The sequence below is a fragment of the Methylobacterium sp. J-090 genome (assembly GCF_022829345.1).
In the GTDB taxonomy this organism is placed as follows: Bacteria; Pseudomonadota; Alphaproteobacteria; order Rhizobiales; family Beijerinckiaceae; genus Methylobacterium.
In genome coordinates this window covers 1-13,634 of record NZ_JAKSXV010000089.1, presented here as the reverse complement: position 1 = coordinate 13,634, position 13,634 = coordinate 1, and the positions used below count along the sequence as shown (strand labels likewise).

The window sequence follows — 13,634 nt, the reverse complement described above, 5'->3', positions numbered from 1 at the left end:
TCGGCTCACGCGAGTTTGGCCGCCGTGCCGCACCACTCCGCCACGCGGCCGAGATCACGGGTCAGCCTAGCGTTGGGCGCCATCTCCAGCAAGGATCGACCGGCGTCGAGCGCCGCGTTGGCGGTGGCGCCGTCGCGGCGCAGGCAGAACACGGAGCGGCCGGACAGGGGGCGTTCGATCTGGTCGCGATGGGCGATCCGGCCGAGGAGATCGACGTCGCAGGCGTTGACCGCCACCGCGAGGCGGTCGGCCGGAATCTCCAGGGTGTCGAGATGGGCCAGGGACTGGGTCAGGGCGCGCAGGGCCGGCACGGTCGCGCCGCCGGAGAGCACGACGGCGTCCGACCCCTGAAGGATGTTGTCGATCCACGGCACCCACGCCTTCGGCAGATCGATGAGGATCGCCTCGTAGCGCCGGGCGATGGTGTCGATGAAGGTGAAGAGGATCGCCGGCGGCACGTCGTCGAAGGCGATCCGGCGGGGCGGGCAGGCGAAGACGTCGAGGCGCGGCGTATGCCGGCTGGTGAACACATCGACGAGCTGCTCGTCGAGGCGCTCGGGCTGGGCGGCGATCTCGGCGATATCGAAGCGGGGTTCGATGTCGAGGGCGTCCGCGAGGGTGCCGCCCTGCAGGTTGAGGTCGAGGAGCGCCACGCGCAGGGGCTGCTTGCGCCGGCTCGACAGGCGCATGCCGGTCTCCACCGTGAGGGTGGTGTTTCCGACCCCGCCCTTGCTCGGCAGGAAGCTGACGATCCGGGCGTTGCTCTCCGCTGGCTCCGTGGCGCCCAGGGTCCTCGTGACCTCGCGCAGTTCCCCGGCGGCGTTGTCCCAGCCGATCCATTCGCCGGACTGGCTGCGCACCAGGGCCTTGTAGAGATCCGGCGCGAGGGCCGCGGCGACGTGGACCACGAACGCCCGGCCCTGCTCGGCGCGGGCGAGCTGGATCGCGGCCTCCGCCACGGCGCCCGGGGCGGCTCCGGCCTCCTCCGGCATCAGCACCAGGGGCGTGCGCGCCTTGGCGAAGGTCCGGTCACGGTGCAGGGCGGCGACGTCGGCCACGTACGACACCGTGTATCCGAGGCCCTGGGCGTGCTTGGCCAGGGCCTGCACGCGCGCCGCGCCGCGATCGGCCGCGATCAGAAAACAGTTCACGAAGGCTCCGGATGGGACGGGGAATTCAAGTGCGGCCGGGTTTTTCGACGCGGGACACGCGCGGTCGGCGCTCGCGGGCGAGGGTTCGGGGGCGAGGGCTCGTCCCGCGCGCCCGTCAGTCCTCGGAATCCACCGCGTAGGGTTCGCGCTTCGATCCGTTGCGGATGACGTTGATGGTGAGCTTCGGCGGCGCCGGGGCCGCCGGCGCGATGCCGGGCGGCATCCGCTGCCCGAGTTCGACGCGCAGCCGCGTCTCCATCTCGGCGAGCTGGGCGCGGGCGCCCTCGCCGGCGAGGGCCGCGGCGGCCTCGGACGCCTTGCGCAGGGCCTCGACCTGGGCGGTGAGTTCGGCGATGCGATCCTTGGCGGCGGCCCCTTCGCCGGCCGACAGATCGGCGGCGGTGACGCGCTGGGCCGATTGCGCCACGGGTTCGCCGGTCTGGCGCAGGACCAGGGACAGGCGCCCGATCCCCTGGGCGAGGATCGCCTTCTGGGCCTCGGCGACGGACAGTTCCAGGGTGACGGCGCGGGCGATCGTCGGCTTGTCCTGCCGGTCCCCGGCGACCTGATCGATGGCCAGGACCTTGGCGTTCTGAATCAGGACGTCCGCGTAGGCGTTGTCCTGGGTGCCGCCCTCGCCGCGGGTGAGGATCAGATCGACCCGGTCGCCCGGCAGCACGAAGCCGGCGACGCCCCGCACCTCGTCGACCCGGACCGAGACCGCGCGCATGCCCTCGTCGATCTGGGTCGACAGGGTCGCGCGCTGGTTGGGGGCCGTGACCTTCGCGGCCAGAACCGGCTCGTTGCGCTGCAGGGGGGCGAGGGCGAGGCGACGCCCGTCGCGGGTCAGGTCGGCGATGGAGGTGAAGGCACCGTCGAGGCTGTCCCCGGCGGGCCAGTCGACCTCCCGGAGGTTGGCCGAGGTCAAGGCCGTGCCGAAGCCGACGGGGGCGGAGGCCACGACCATGCGGCCCTGGGCGGGCCGCCGGGCCTGCGTATCAGCGCTGAGCAACAGCCCGCGCGCCAGGAAGGCGGCCAGGGCGCCGAAGGCCAGGGCCACGCCGAGGGAGATCGCCGACGAGGCCCTCATGACACACGCCTCCGGCGACCGGTGATCCGATCCGGTTCGCCCCGCCCGTCGAGCCCGCGTTCCCGCATCGCGCCGTTCCCCGCTGCCGGGATCACTGGGTCTGCGTGCAATCCGCCGTCGGCGTGGCGATCTTGCAGCTGATCTTGGCGAATTGCGCGTTGAGGCTGGTGCCCGTCGCCGTGAGGCCCACGATGGCCACGAGGGCGATCAGCGCCACCAGCAGGGCGTATTCCACCATCGCCGCACCGTCGTCCTCGCGGCAAAAGCGTTCGATGAGATGCTTCATGTGACCTGTCCCCACAGACGCGGCGCGCCCGCATCGCGGCCGCCTATCCAAGATGGTAAATGATCCCTTGCGGATCGAAACGTGTCAATCGAAGGTTCGATTCCGTCAACCGCTCAGCTGACATTCGCGGTATTAGGCTCGAGCGGCCGGTCTTGTTTCGGTGAGTTTCGTCAAACCAAAGCAATCGTCGCGATCCAGGCCACGGCGATGCTGGGGCCGAACGGGATCTTTGTTCCAGCCCCGTCCCGTCGGGCGGGAAGAAGCCGCAGGGCCGCCCCGATGCCGTAGAGGACGGTCAGGCCGAACAGGATCAGGGCGAACGTGAGGGCGTTCTCCGGTCCGGTCCACAGGCAGGCGGCCGTCATCAGCTTCGCATCCCCGGCGCCGACGAGCCGCGCCGAGAAGGCGCCGAACATCAGGACCAGGACCGCGGCGCCGAAGACACCGTGCCAGGCGGCGTCCTCAACGGTGCCCGACACCAGCGCGGCGAGTCCGAACAGCGCCACGAGGAGGGCGACGGCGCCGTTCCGGATGCGGAACCGCCGGGCATCCTCCACCGCGACGAAGACCAGCACCGCGCAGACGAGGCCGTCGATCAGAACGCCCAAGACGTTGTTTCCGGGTCACCGCCATCCGCGACGGACGCGAGCGGGGATCGCGCTCGAAGCGTGACCCCCGCCCGTGTCCTGAGACGCGCCGCCCGGCGACCGGCCGGGCGGCGCCGCGACGTTCCGTCGTCGGCTTAGCGAACGAGGCCGTTGAGGCCGTTCGGGAAGAAGCCGCCGGGCTGGGCCGTGCCGCTGGCGTAGACGATGGCCAGGACCTGGGCCGGCGTCCGGCTGATGGCGAGGGAGTTGGCATCGGTCGGGACGAGGTCCGGCCGCGCGGCCGTGCCGATCCCGAAGTCGAGGTCGCTCGGGCCGTCGAAGAAGTCGCGCAGATCGGAGATCGCCTGAGCCTGCTGGAACAGGCCGCGGCTCGCCAGCACCGTGCGGATGAGGCCGGCATGGTAAGCCTCGACGGCGAGGATGCCCGCGGCCGCCTCGAGGAACTCGTTGTTGCGCAGGAGCGGGGCCGCGCCCTTGTAGGCGGTGACGCCGACATCCTCGAACACGAAGGCCGCCAGGAGGAAGTTGGTCTCGTTGGCGAAGGCGTCGAAGGTGTTGCCGAGGCCGGAGAAGCGCGCCAGCGCGTTGAAGCTGTCGACGAAGTTGATCGTCGGACGGGCGACACGCGAATTGCCCAGGATCGCACGCAGGAATTTGACGTGCTTCTCCTCGTCGTCGGCGATCTCGTTGGCGTAGCCCTGGACGAGCGGGGTGGCGAAGGAGACCTGACGGCCGCCGGTGACGGCGCCGAGGGTGCCCGTGCCGGAGATGTCGGCATCGGCGAGACCGCGACCGAAGGCGGCCCGGAGGTAGAACTCGGCCTCGAGGTATTCGAGGTTCAGGGCGAAGTTGAACACGTCGGCGGCGCCGACGGAGGCCGTCTGCGCGCTGACCGGACCGCCGGCGGCGCTCAGGAGGGCGGCGCCCGCCGCGCCGAGGCCGAGGGTCCGCATGAACGCCCGGCGTCCAGCGGCATAATCAAAACCGGCGAAATCGTTGGTGGGCACGGAGGCGTTTTCCATGATCGTTGTGACTCCCTTGAGTGATCGCGCGTATCGATCATCCGATGGTACGTGAAACGATGGTTTTGAATCAAGCGGCTACGGTTGAATAAAGAAGTCGCCATGTCTTTCAAAAAACGAAAATCCAGCTTTATCAATGTGTTAATGAATATCTTTTATTGCTCTTCGAAATTAAGCCATCGAAACACTAGAGGGCAACTACGTTTCACGCGACCAGAAAGTTTCAGTTGTACGAAATCACAAATAAGTGATGCGGACTTTTTCGCCTGATTGCGCGGACCGGTACCCCGTGACGACCGGGAAAAAGATCATTCGATCAAGAGGTTGGGCAGGTTTCGGGACGGCGCTCCGGCGGAAAGCCCGGCGCGTCCCGGGCCGCCCGCCGATCACAATCGCGCCGCCGATCCCTTCGCGGGGTTGCGCAGGATGCCGATGCAATGCCAGCGGACGGCGGAATGGTGGACCGGGCCCATTCGGTCGACCGAACCGGACGTCCCGGTGGCGTTTTCGTCGTCGTCCGTCCGGGGTCCAAGCTTCGACGAGGGCGCGGGTCTTTGCAAGTCGGCTTCGTAATTCGGCTCGGCAACTCGGCTTCGCAAGACGGGATCAGGGGAGATCTAGGCTTCGGCTGTGCGTCGGGGCAGGATCTTTACCTTCGGCGGCGCGATGTCTGGTCGATGCGATGCTCAAAGGGGGCGTACCGGACCTCGAGTTCGGTTCGGATGGGCCGCTCGCGGGGCGCCCGCCCTGCGCCGCATCCGGTCACGGGTGACGGGACGTTCTGTGAAGCGCCCGGACCAGGGCCGGTGGGGCGAGGGGGTGACCGGTGACGCCACGGCTGTCAGGGAAGGGAATCCGGGCCGCCTGGGCCAGCGTCGCCCGGCGGGTTCGCCGCGCGTTCGCCGCCGGGCCCGACCGACGGGATCGGCGCGCCGGGGATGGGGCCGGTCACCCGACCGCCGGCGAGATCGCCGACGCGGCCGCCGACGCGACTGACGCGCCGCCGCCCGTCGCGCCCCTGCAACTGCGTGCGCTGGCCGAGATCCTGCGGGAGGCCGGCACCGGCCCGGCGGCGATCGAGACCCTGGTCGCGTATCCGAGGGTGACGGTGCATCTCCCGCCCCTCCGCGTCGGTGCCGAGACCCTCGAGCGGGTGGCGATCCGCGAGAGCGAGCGCCACGCTTCCTGGCGGCAGACCTCCTACCTGTCCCTCCCGACCACGGTCCATGCCATCGCCGACGCCCTCGTCCACGGATCGGCCGGTCTCCTCGGGATCGGCGACGCGATGGTGACCGAGACGACCTGGCATACGGAGCCCGGCCGGCATCGGTACCGGATCGAGGACTCCGGCATCCGCCTCGAGATCGACCGGGTGACGCCCCTGTCCGGCACCCATCTGAGCCTCCTGATGCCCGGCGGAAACAGCTACTGGCACGCCGTCATCGATGGGGTCGCCAAGCTGTCGACCGTCCCCGACACGGTGCTGAAAACGGTCCGGACGGTGCTGTACGCGTCCGACGCCATCGGCCAGGGCGAGCTCCTCGCACTTGCCGGCCTGCCGCCCGGGATCGAGTTCCGGCCGGTCCTGCCGTCGGAGACGCTGCGCGTCGAGACCCTGCTCCTGCCGTGGGATCTGCACGGGGTGTTCGACTACCATCCGGTCCTCAACCGGTTCTTCGATGCCGTGCTGGCGAATCACGTGGTCGACGGGCGCGGCCGGATCGAGCGGCTCTACGTCGATCGCCGGGGCGCTTCGCAGCGAAGGCTGTCGAACGAGGACGCCGTCGTCCACGCCCTCGCGGCGCTGGGGTTCGTGGCCGTGCGCCTGGAGGACCTGACGATCCCGGGCCAGATCAACCTTTTCCGCCAGGCCCGCATCATCGTGTCGCCGCACGGGGCCGGACTGACGAATATCGGCTTCGCATCGCGGGGCTGCATCGTCATCGAACTCATGATGGATGCCTACGCGAACTGGTGCTTTCGCCGGTTGGCCGGGCTTCGAGACCTCACCTACGGCTGCGTGATCGGGGCCGCCCCGCAACCCTGGGCCGACCTCAATCCCGCATTCCACGGCCAGACCTGGGAGGTCCCCGTCGCCGATGTGGTGAGGGCGGTCGAGGTGGCTCTGTCCGGGCAACCCGCGCGGGGTCCGTAGGGCCCACCGCGGCGTCCTGCGGGGGCGTGGCAGGCCGGGTCTTCCCCGGTCACGCCAGGGCGGGTTCGGCGGGGTTCGGCGTCGCCCGGCGCGAACCCACCGCCTCGGCCAGCAACTCCGCCACGAGATCGGCCTGGGACACGATGCCGACGAGGCGGTCGTCGGGGCCGACCACGGGCAGGTGGGAGAGGCCGGCATCCTGCATCCACGGCACGAGGTCGGCGATGGGCGTCTCAGGGCGGACGGAGCGCACGGGGCTCGTCATGATGTCCTCGACGCTGCCGTGGGGCGCGCGGCCCCGGGCCAGGGTCAGGGCGACGCGCCGGGCGAATCCGAGTCGCGGGCCCGGCCGCTCCCACACGGTCTTGTCCAGGAGGTCCGTCTGCGTGACGATGCCGAGGATGCGCGCGCCCTCGTCGGTCACCGGCAGGGCCTTGACCCGGTGGCGGCGCAGGAGGTCGAGGGCCTCGTGCAGGGGCGCGTGCGGCGCCACCGCGATGACGTGGCGGGACATGATCGCCGCGCAGGTGACCGGGCCGGCGGCGCGGCGGCGGTAGGCCGCGAGCTGCGCCCCCGCCAGGATCGCCTTGAGGTCGTCGCGCCCGATATCGAGGACCTGATCGTAGGCGTCCAGCACCGCGTCGAGGTCGGCCGGGGTGACGCCGCCGCGGGCGGACGGGGCCGGGTCGGCGCTTTTCTGAGACCCCGCATGCGGGTAGGCGCGCCCGGTGAGGTTGTTGAACAGGATCGCGACGGAGAGAAGCAGGATCGAGTTGGCGCCCACGGGCCACAGGACGAAGCCGTAGCCGAGGTCGTGGATCGCCGGGCCGCCGAGCACCGCCGTGAGGGCGACGGCCCCGCTCGGCGGGTGGAGGCAGCGCAGGGTCGTCATGAGGCCAATGGCGACCCCGATGGCGAGGGCCGCCGCCAGGGCGGGATCGGCGATGGCGTGGGCCGCCGTGACCCCGACGAGCGCCGCCACGAGGTTGCCGCCGAGGATCGACCAGGGCTGGGCCAGCGGGCTCGCCGGCACGGCGAAGAGCAGCACCGCCGAGGCCCCCATGGGCGCGATGAGGGCCGGCCAGGCCGGGTCCGGCCCGAGGGCGAGCCGGCCGACCAGCCCCGTCACCAGGATGCCGACGAGGGCGCCCGCGGCCGAGCGCAGGCGCTCGCGCCGGCTCAACGGCTGGGTGTCCGGCAGGAGGTGACGCAGGGACAGGCGCATCGTCGGAACGGGCCTCGGCGCTGTTTTGCGGGGCGTGACGGGAGACTCTAATGCGGCAAGGGAGCCGAGCATCCGAAGCGTGTCGGATAGGAAGTTCACTGGATCAGCGAGCGATGCCAGCCCGAGAGTCTTTCAGGACCCATCGCCTTTCGAATCGTTGTCTTCGTATCTCGCGGGAAACACGGGTCCCCTCTCCTGGAAGGAGAGGGACAGGGTGAGGTGTGCGAACTCTCCGAACAGGTCCCACACCTCACCCCAACCCTCTCCTTCCAGGAGAGGGGGCCTGTTGTGCTTCACGCCAACGCACACGCCTGTCGAAACCAGCGACAGAGCGGATGTGTGTGTCCAGTCATCAGGCGTGGAGAGTGGAAACGCGCACAGGTGTTCGACGTGGCGCCCACAACGCGGACGGCGCGCCCATGGGCGCGCCGCTTCGTCGGGTGGAGGCCTTACGTCAGACGGCGCGGGCCTGGTGCAGGTGCTCGATCTGCTGCTGGGTGTAGCCGAGGTCGAGGAGCACCTCGTCGGTGTGCTCGCCGAGCAGCGGCGAGGCCACGATGTCGACGGTCATGTCCGAGAACTTGATCGGGCTTCCCACCGTCAGGTACGAGCCGAGCTTCGGGTGCTGGACCTCGACGACGGTGCCGCTTGCGCGCAGCGACGGATCGACGGAGAGTTCCTTCATCGACAGGACCGGCGAGCACGGGATGTCGAACTTGCGCAGGATGTCGACGGCCTCGAACTTGGTCTTGTCGGCGAGCCAGGCCTCGATGATGGCGAACACGTCGAAGATCTTGTCCTGGCGGGCGCGGGCCGTGTTGTAGGCCGGATCGTCGATCCACTCCTCCTTGCCGATGGCCTTGCAGATCGGTGCCCAGGCGTGACCCTGGATGGTGAAGTAGATGTAGGCGTTGGGGTCGGTCTCCCAGCCCTTGCACTTCAGCACCCAGCCGGGCTGGCCGCCGCCGCCCGCGTTGCCGCCGCGCGGCACCACGTCGGTGAACTCGCCGTGGGGGTACTGCGGATACTCCTCGAGGTAGCCCAGCGCGTCGAGGCGCTGCTGGTCGCGCAGCTTGACCCGGCAGAGGTTGAGCACCGAATCCTGCATCGACACGGCGACCTTCTGGCCGGTGCCGGTCTTGTTCTTGTGGTGGAGCGCCGTGAGGATGCCGATGGCCAGATGCATGCCGGTGTTGGAATCACCCAGAGCCGCCGCGCTGACGGTGGGCGGGCCGTCCCAGAAGCCCGTGGTGGAGGCGGCGCCCCCGGCGCACTGCGCCACGTTCTCGTAGACCTTGAGGTCCTCGTAATGGTGGCCGTCGGAGAAGCCCTTCACCGAGGCGAGGATCATGCCCGGGTTGAGCTCCTGGATGCGGGCCCAGGAGAAGCCCATGCGATCGAGCGCGCCGGGGCCGAAATTCTCGACCATGACGTCCGACTGCCGGATCAGCGTCTCCAGGACTTCCTTGCCCTCGGGGGTCTTGGTGTCGAGGGTGAGCGAACGCTTGTTGGAATTCAGCATGGTGAAGTAGAGCGCGTCGGCATCCTCGACGTGGCGCAGCTGGGTGCGGGTCACGTCGCCGGAGCCCGGACGCTCGACCTTGATCACGTCGGCACCGAACCAGGCCAGCAGCTGGGTGCAGGCGGGACCGGCCTGGACGTGGGTGAAGTCGATGATCTTGATACCCTCGAGCGGCTTACTCATTGCGGCGTTCTCCCTGATCGTTCGGTGTCGGACACGAAATCGTTTCGGTATGGCCCGCTTCGGCGCGGGCTCTTCGTTTTGGCCGTGTGGCGTCTGGCCCGGTCAGGCCGTCTCCACCGCGCCCGGCGAGGGCGCGCGGGATTCGAATTCGGCGAGGCGGCGGCGCAGGTCCCGCTCCTCGGTCCAGCGACGGGTGTCGTCGCGGATGACGGCGGAGATGCCCGCGACCGTTCCGTCGGGGCCGTGCAGCATCCCCACCGTGAAGGCGATGGAGAGGGCGCGGCCGTCCTTGTGCACGGCCGGCACCCGCAGCACGTCGGCGCCGTACTTGGTGACGCCCGTCCGCATGGTCTCGAAGTAGCCGTCCCAGTGGCGCCGGCGGTGGCGCTCCGGGGTGATGATGTCGAGGGACTGGCCCATGGCCTCCGCGGCGCTGTGGCCGAAGATGCGCGTCGCGGCGGCGTTCCAGACCACGATGGCGCCGCTCGCGTCCGACACCACCACGGCGTCACCCATCGTGCCCACCAGGTCGGCGAAGTCGATGGCCTGCGTCGGGGAACCCATGGATTCCGCCATGCCTCAGCGCGGGTCCGCCGCCGTCTTGTTGCGGAGCAAGACAATCGTTCGCAAGTGCAGCATGGACGGGACGGGGTGGTGCGGGCGAATATCCGAGCGCATGATCGCTTCCTCCGGGCATTCGGCAGTCGTCGGCCCTTGGGCGGGCCTGACGAGGACTTGCTTTTTCTGTCTGCCTGTTGTTGGTATTTGGTATGCCAAGCATTTCGGACTGTCAACCGACCATTCCGGCCCCCGGCGAGGTGGCGTCGCCGCCACCGGGGCTCGACCCCGTCCTTCTCGACCCGGCCGTGGGGCGGGGGCCGGGCATCCGCATCACCCAGGAGGCGGCGTACCGCTTCACCGTGGATTTCGGCGACCTGATCGCGGGTCTGGTCGTTGACGAGGCGCCGCCCGCCGGCGAGGGCCTCGGGCCGTGCCCGGAACAGCTCCTGGTGGCGGCGGTCTCGAACTGCCTGTGCGCCAGCATGGTGTTCGCCCTCGGCAAGTTCCGGCAGGAGGCGGGCGGCGTGGCGGCCGACGCCCATTGCCGGATCGTGCGCAACGCCGAGGGGCGCCTGCGCATCGGCGGGATCGAGGTCGCCATCGCGCTCGGCCAGCCGGCCGAAACCCTGCCGCGCCTCGACCGGGTGCTCGAGCAGTTCGAGCGCTTCTGCACCGTGTCGCAGAGCGTCGAGGCCGGTATCCCCGTCGCCGTCACCGTCCAGGACGGAACCGGGCGCCGGCTGCGCTGAAGCGACCCATTCCCACGAGGAGACATCCGCGATGCCCACAGACACCAGCCGCGCCGACGCACCCGAGGACCTCGCTCGCCTGTTCAACGCCCGCGCCAATGCGGGCGACGTCGCAGGTCTGGTGGCGCTCTACGAGCCCGACGCCGTGGTGGCCGCCGGCGCCGTCGTCGCCACGGGCCACGCCGAGATCGAAACGTTCTACACCGACCTGCTCGCGCGCAAATCCGAGTTTCCCGCCGTCGAGACCCTGCCGGCCCTCCGCAACGGGGACCTCGCCATGACCTTCGCGCGCCTGCCCAACGGGAATATCTCCGTGGAGACGGCCCGGCGCCAGGCCGACGGCGGCTGGCTCTGGGTGATCGACCAGCTTAAGATCAAGCCGCTCCCCAAGGGGGAGTCCGCGTGACGGACGGCGTCGCCCTCGCGCCCGAACTGACCGGGCGCCTCGGCTTCGCGCATCGCCTGCCGGTGGCGCCGCCCCTGCCCCCCGGCCGGCACGCGCTCGGCCTGTTCGACACCCGCGACGCGGTGCTGGTGGTGCCGGACGGCCTGATACCCGGCCGGCCCGTGCCCCTCGTGGTGCTGTTCCACGGCGGGGGCGGCAGCGCGGAGAAGATTTTGCCGATGCTGGAGGCCCATGCGGCGGCCGAGGGCTTCCTGCTGCTGGCCCCGCAATCGCTGTTCCCGACCTGGGACCTCGTCATCGGCGGTCACGGGCCGGACCGCGAGCGCCTGTCCGAGGCCCTGGCCGCGGTGGCCGCGCGCTTTCCCCTCGACCCGGCGCGCTTCGTCTTCGCGGGCCATTCCGACGGCGGCAGCTACGCCCTGTCCCTCGGGCTCGCCAACGGCGACGTGGTCACCCACGTGGTCGCGTCCTCGGCGGGGTTCCTGTCGGTCCACCTCCAGGCAGGCGCGCCGCGGATCTTCCTGTCCCACGGCACCCGCGACGAGCAGATCCCCATCGACCGCAGCGCCCGCCCCCACGCCGCCCGCCTGCGCGCGGCCGGCTACGACGTCACGGTCGTCGAGTACGACGGCCCGCACGCTCACCAGCCCGAGGTGGTGGCGCAGGCCGTGGCGTTCTTCCGCCGTGCGGCGGACGGGTGACGGAGCGCCGGGAAAACCCGTGCGGAGCGGCCTCGGGCCGGCGCGCATCCGGCTCGCGCATTGTCCGCCGAAGTGGTTGCCGGTTCGGCGTAAGAAAACGCTCTAGCCCCGCGACCGCGCCTCCGCCTCCCGTACGCCCGCGAGGTCGGCCGGCGTGACGGCGGCGAGGGGCCGGGCGATCCGGAACGATCGGGTCGGTTCGCGGGCGCGCATCACCAGCACCACCGTCGCGACATCGGGACAGCAGGCCGCGTCACACGCGACCTCGTTCACCGACACGGCGTCGTCCGGCGTCAGTCCGAGCCGCGCGACCAGCTCGGCCTTCACCCGCGCGGCCTCGGTCGCGCGGACGGCTTGCCGCAGGCGCAGATCCGCCCGGCTGACGAATCCCATCAGGCGCCGCTGCGCTGCCAGGCGGGGAACGGATCGGGCAGGTGCCGGAACGGTACCGGATCGAAGCGCCGGGGCGAGGCCGGGCCGACGAGGTAGGCATCCAGCGCCGCGGTGATGGCGTCGCAGTCCATGCCGGTGCCGATGAACACGAGTTCCTGGCGCCGGTCGCCCCAGACTTCGCTCCACACCGCCCGCATCTTCTCCGCGAACCCGTCGATCTCGGGCCAGCGGGCCCGGGGCACGGCGGCCCACCAGAACCCCATGGCGCCGACCTTCGCGACGGCGCCGGCGAGCGAGAACTCGCCGACCCAGTCGGGCCGCGTCGCCAGCCAGAAATGCCCCTTGGCCCGGATGAGGCCCGGCCAGGTGGCGTGGACGAAGCGGTCGAACTTCTCCGGGTCGAACGGACGGCGGGCCCGGTAGACGAAGGACGCGATACCGTATTCCTCCGTCTCCGGCACGTGCGCGTGGGCGCCGTAGAGCGCCTTGAACCACAGGGGATGCGCCTGGGCCCGGTCCTCGTCGAACAGGCCGGTGTTCAGGACCGCCGCGGGAGCGACGCGGCCGTGATCGGCCTCGACGATCCGGGCATCGCCGTTGAGCCCGCGCACCACGGAGCGCACCAGCGCCAGCTGCGCGGGCGGCACGTCCCCGGCCTTGTTGATCACCACCACGTCGGCGAACTCGATCTGCTCGACCAGGAGATCGACGAGGGTGCGGGTGTCCTCCACGGCCGCCGTCTCGCCGCGCTGGCGCAGGAAGTCCTCGGAGCCGTAATCGCGCAGGAGGTTCACCGCATCCACCACCGTCACCATGGTGTCGAGGCGGGCGACGTCCGAGAGCGAGCGGCCGGCCTCGTCGCGGAACGAGAACGTGCTCGCCACCGGCAGGGGCTCGGCGATGCCCGTCCCCTCGATGAGCAGGTAGTCGAACCGGCCCGCCTCGCCGAGGCGGCGCACCTCGGCGAGGAGGTCGTCGCGCAGGGTGCAGCAGATGCAGCCGTTGGTCATCTCCACCAGGCGTTCGTCCGTGCGCGAGAGGTCGGCGCCGCCGGCCCGCACGAGGTCGGCATCGATGTTCACCGCGCTCATGTCGTTGACGATGACGGCGACGCGCCGCCCCTCGCGGTTGTTCAGGATATGGTTGAGGAGCGTGGTCTTTCCCGCGCCGAGGAAGCCCGTGAGGACGGTCACCGGAAGGCGGGCAACGGGGGTCTGCATCGGCATCCTGTAGTTATGTAATGTTATAACACTACATATGTTAGGACCCCGGGCGGCGCGGTGTCAACCGGGACTGGTATGCCGATCGGCCCGCATGGCGGGTCGCCGAACGAAAACGGGGCCGGACTTTCGTCCGGCCCCGCATTCTGGATGGTGGTGCCGACGGTCAGGCGGTGACGATGCGCGGCGCCTGAGCGGTCTCGGTTGCGATCTGCGCCTGTGCGACGACGCGTTTGCGCCAGGGCTTCAGGACGGCGATGGCGAGGAGCGAGGCGAGGACGTTGGCGCCGGCGGCGACGAGGAAGACGCCGTCCCAGCTGTTGGTCGCCTGCTGGAGGTAGTTGGCGACGGGGACCAGGAGG

14 protein-coding genes and 1 pseudogene are annotated in these 13,634 nt (G+C 70.3%); 4 read left to right on the top strand and 11 right to left on the bottom strand.

The genetic code is table 11. From position 1 onward, the window contains the following. Window positions 1-5: 5 nt before the first annotated feature. The 5 genes from MKK49_RS15135 to MKK49_RS15115 all read right to left on the bottom strand — a co-directional run bounded on the left by MKK49_RS15135 (window position 6) and on the right by MKK49_RS15115 (window position 4,157). Window positions 6-1,151, bottom strand: coding sequence for a CpaE family protein (locus MKK49_RS15135; RefSeq protein WP_244029805.1), 1,146 nt, complete (start codon window positions 1,149-1,151; stop codon window positions 6-8). A 115-nt stretch (window positions 1,152-1,266) separates the two neighbouring features. Further along, window positions 1,267-2,241 (bottom strand): Flp pilus assembly protein CpaB, encoded by a 975-nt coding sequence (gene cpaB / locus MKK49_RS15130; protein ID WP_244029803.1) that lies wholly within the window; start codon window positions 2,239-2,241, stop codon window positions 1,267-1,269. 91 nt (window positions 2,242-2,332) lie between these two features. Continuing rightward, window positions 2,333-2,527, bottom strand: a complete 195-nt coding sequence (locus MKK49_RS15125) for a Flp family type IVb pilin (RefSeq protein ID WP_244029801.1) — start codon at window positions 2,525-2,527, stop codon at window positions 2,333-2,335. Window positions 2,528-2,697: 170 nt separating this feature from the next. Next, entirely contained in the window at window positions 2,698-3,135 is a 438-nt protein-coding gene (locus MKK49_RS15120; protein ID WP_244029799.1) for a prepilin peptidase, read from the bottom strand. Window positions 3,136-3,269: 134 nt separating this feature from the next. Further along, a complete protein-coding gene (locus MKK49_RS15115) occupies window positions 3,270-4,157 on the bottom strand; it encodes a ferritin-like domain-containing protein (protein ID WP_244029797.1) in 888 nt (295 codons plus the stop codon). 826 nt (window positions 4,158-4,983) lie between these two features. On the opposite strand from MKK49_RS15115, the gene MKK49_RS24665 reads away from it, so the two are divergent. Continuing rightward, window positions 4,984-6,312, top strand: a complete 1,329-nt coding sequence (locus MKK49_RS24665; RefSeq protein WP_244029795.1) for a glycosyltransferase family 61 protein — start codon at window positions 4,984-4,986, stop codon at window positions 6,310-6,312. A 49-nt stretch (window positions 6,313-6,361) separates the two neighbouring features. Here MKK49_RS24665 and MKK49_RS15105 read toward each other — a convergent pair whose 3' ends face one another. From MKK49_RS15105 to MKK49_RS15095, 3 genes are all read right to left on the bottom strand, one after another. Beyond that, on the bottom strand, window positions 6,362-7,537 hold the full coding sequence (locus tag MKK49_RS15105; RefSeq protein ID WP_244029793.1) for an HPP family protein: 1,176 nt from the start codon (window positions 7,535-7,537) through the stop codon (window positions 6,362-6,364). Between the two features lie 454 nt (window positions 7,538-7,991). Further along, window positions 7,992-9,242: a formyl-CoA transferase gene (frc, locus tag MKK49_RS15100; RefSeq protein ID WP_244029791.1), complete on the bottom strand. Its 1,251-nt coding sequence runs from the start codon at window positions 9,240-9,242 to the stop codon at window positions 7,992-7,994. Between the two features lie 102 nt (window positions 9,243-9,344). After that, window positions 9,345-9,806: a PAS domain-containing protein gene (locus MKK49_RS15095; RefSeq protein ID WP_409565082.1), complete on the bottom strand. Its 462-nt coding sequence runs from the start codon at window positions 9,804-9,806 to the stop codon at window positions 9,345-9,347. Between the two features lie 302 nt (window positions 9,807-10,108). On the opposite strand from MKK49_RS15095, the gene MKK49_RS15090 reads away from it, so the two are divergent. The 3 genes from MKK49_RS15090 to MKK49_RS15080 are packed head-to-tail and all read left to right on the top strand — an operon-like array spanning window position 10,109 to window position 11,659. After that, window positions 10,109-10,552 carry an OsmC family protein gene (locus MKK49_RS15090; RefSeq protein WP_244030184.1) on the top strand — a complete coding sequence of 148 codons (444 nt, stop codon included), beginning with the start codon at window positions 10,109-10,111 and terminating at the stop codon, window positions 10,550-10,552. Window positions 10,553-10,583: 31 nt separating this feature from the next. Next, the gene (locus MKK49_RS15085) at window positions 10,584-10,958 is read left to right on the top strand and encodes a YybH family protein (RefSeq protein WP_244029786.1); all 375 of its coding nucleotides are present in this window, start codon (window positions 10,584-10,586) and stop codon (window positions 10,956-10,958) included. Further along, window positions 10,955-11,659: an alpha/beta hydrolase gene (locus MKK49_RS15080; protein ID WP_244029784.1), complete on the top strand. Its 705-nt coding sequence runs from the start codon at window positions 10,955-10,957 to the stop codon at window positions 11,657-11,659. Before MKK49_RS15085 ends, MKK49_RS15080 begins: the two co-directional genes overlap by 4 nt. A gap of 102 nt (window positions 11,660-11,761) precedes the next feature. On the opposite strand, the gene MKK49_RS15075 is transcribed toward MKK49_RS15080, so the two are convergent. From MKK49_RS15075 to MKK49_RS15065, 3 genes and pseudogenes are all read right to left on the bottom strand, one after another. After that, entirely contained in the window at window positions 11,762-12,052 is a 291-nt protein-coding gene (locus MKK49_RS15075; RefSeq protein WP_244029782.1) for a hypothetical protein, read from the bottom strand. Continuing rightward, window positions 12,052-13,272 (bottom strand): GTP-binding protein, encoded by a 1,221-nt coding sequence (locus tag MKK49_RS15070; protein ID WP_244029780.1) that lies wholly within the window; start codon window positions 13,270-13,272, stop codon window positions 12,052-12,054. The genes MKK49_RS15075 and MKK49_RS15070 overlap by 1 nt, the downstream gene beginning before the upstream one ends. Window positions 13,273-13,438: 166 nt before the next feature. Next, window positions 13,439-13,634, bottom strand: a pseudogene (locus MKK49_RS15065) (oxalate/formate MFS antiporter); the annotation flags it as partial.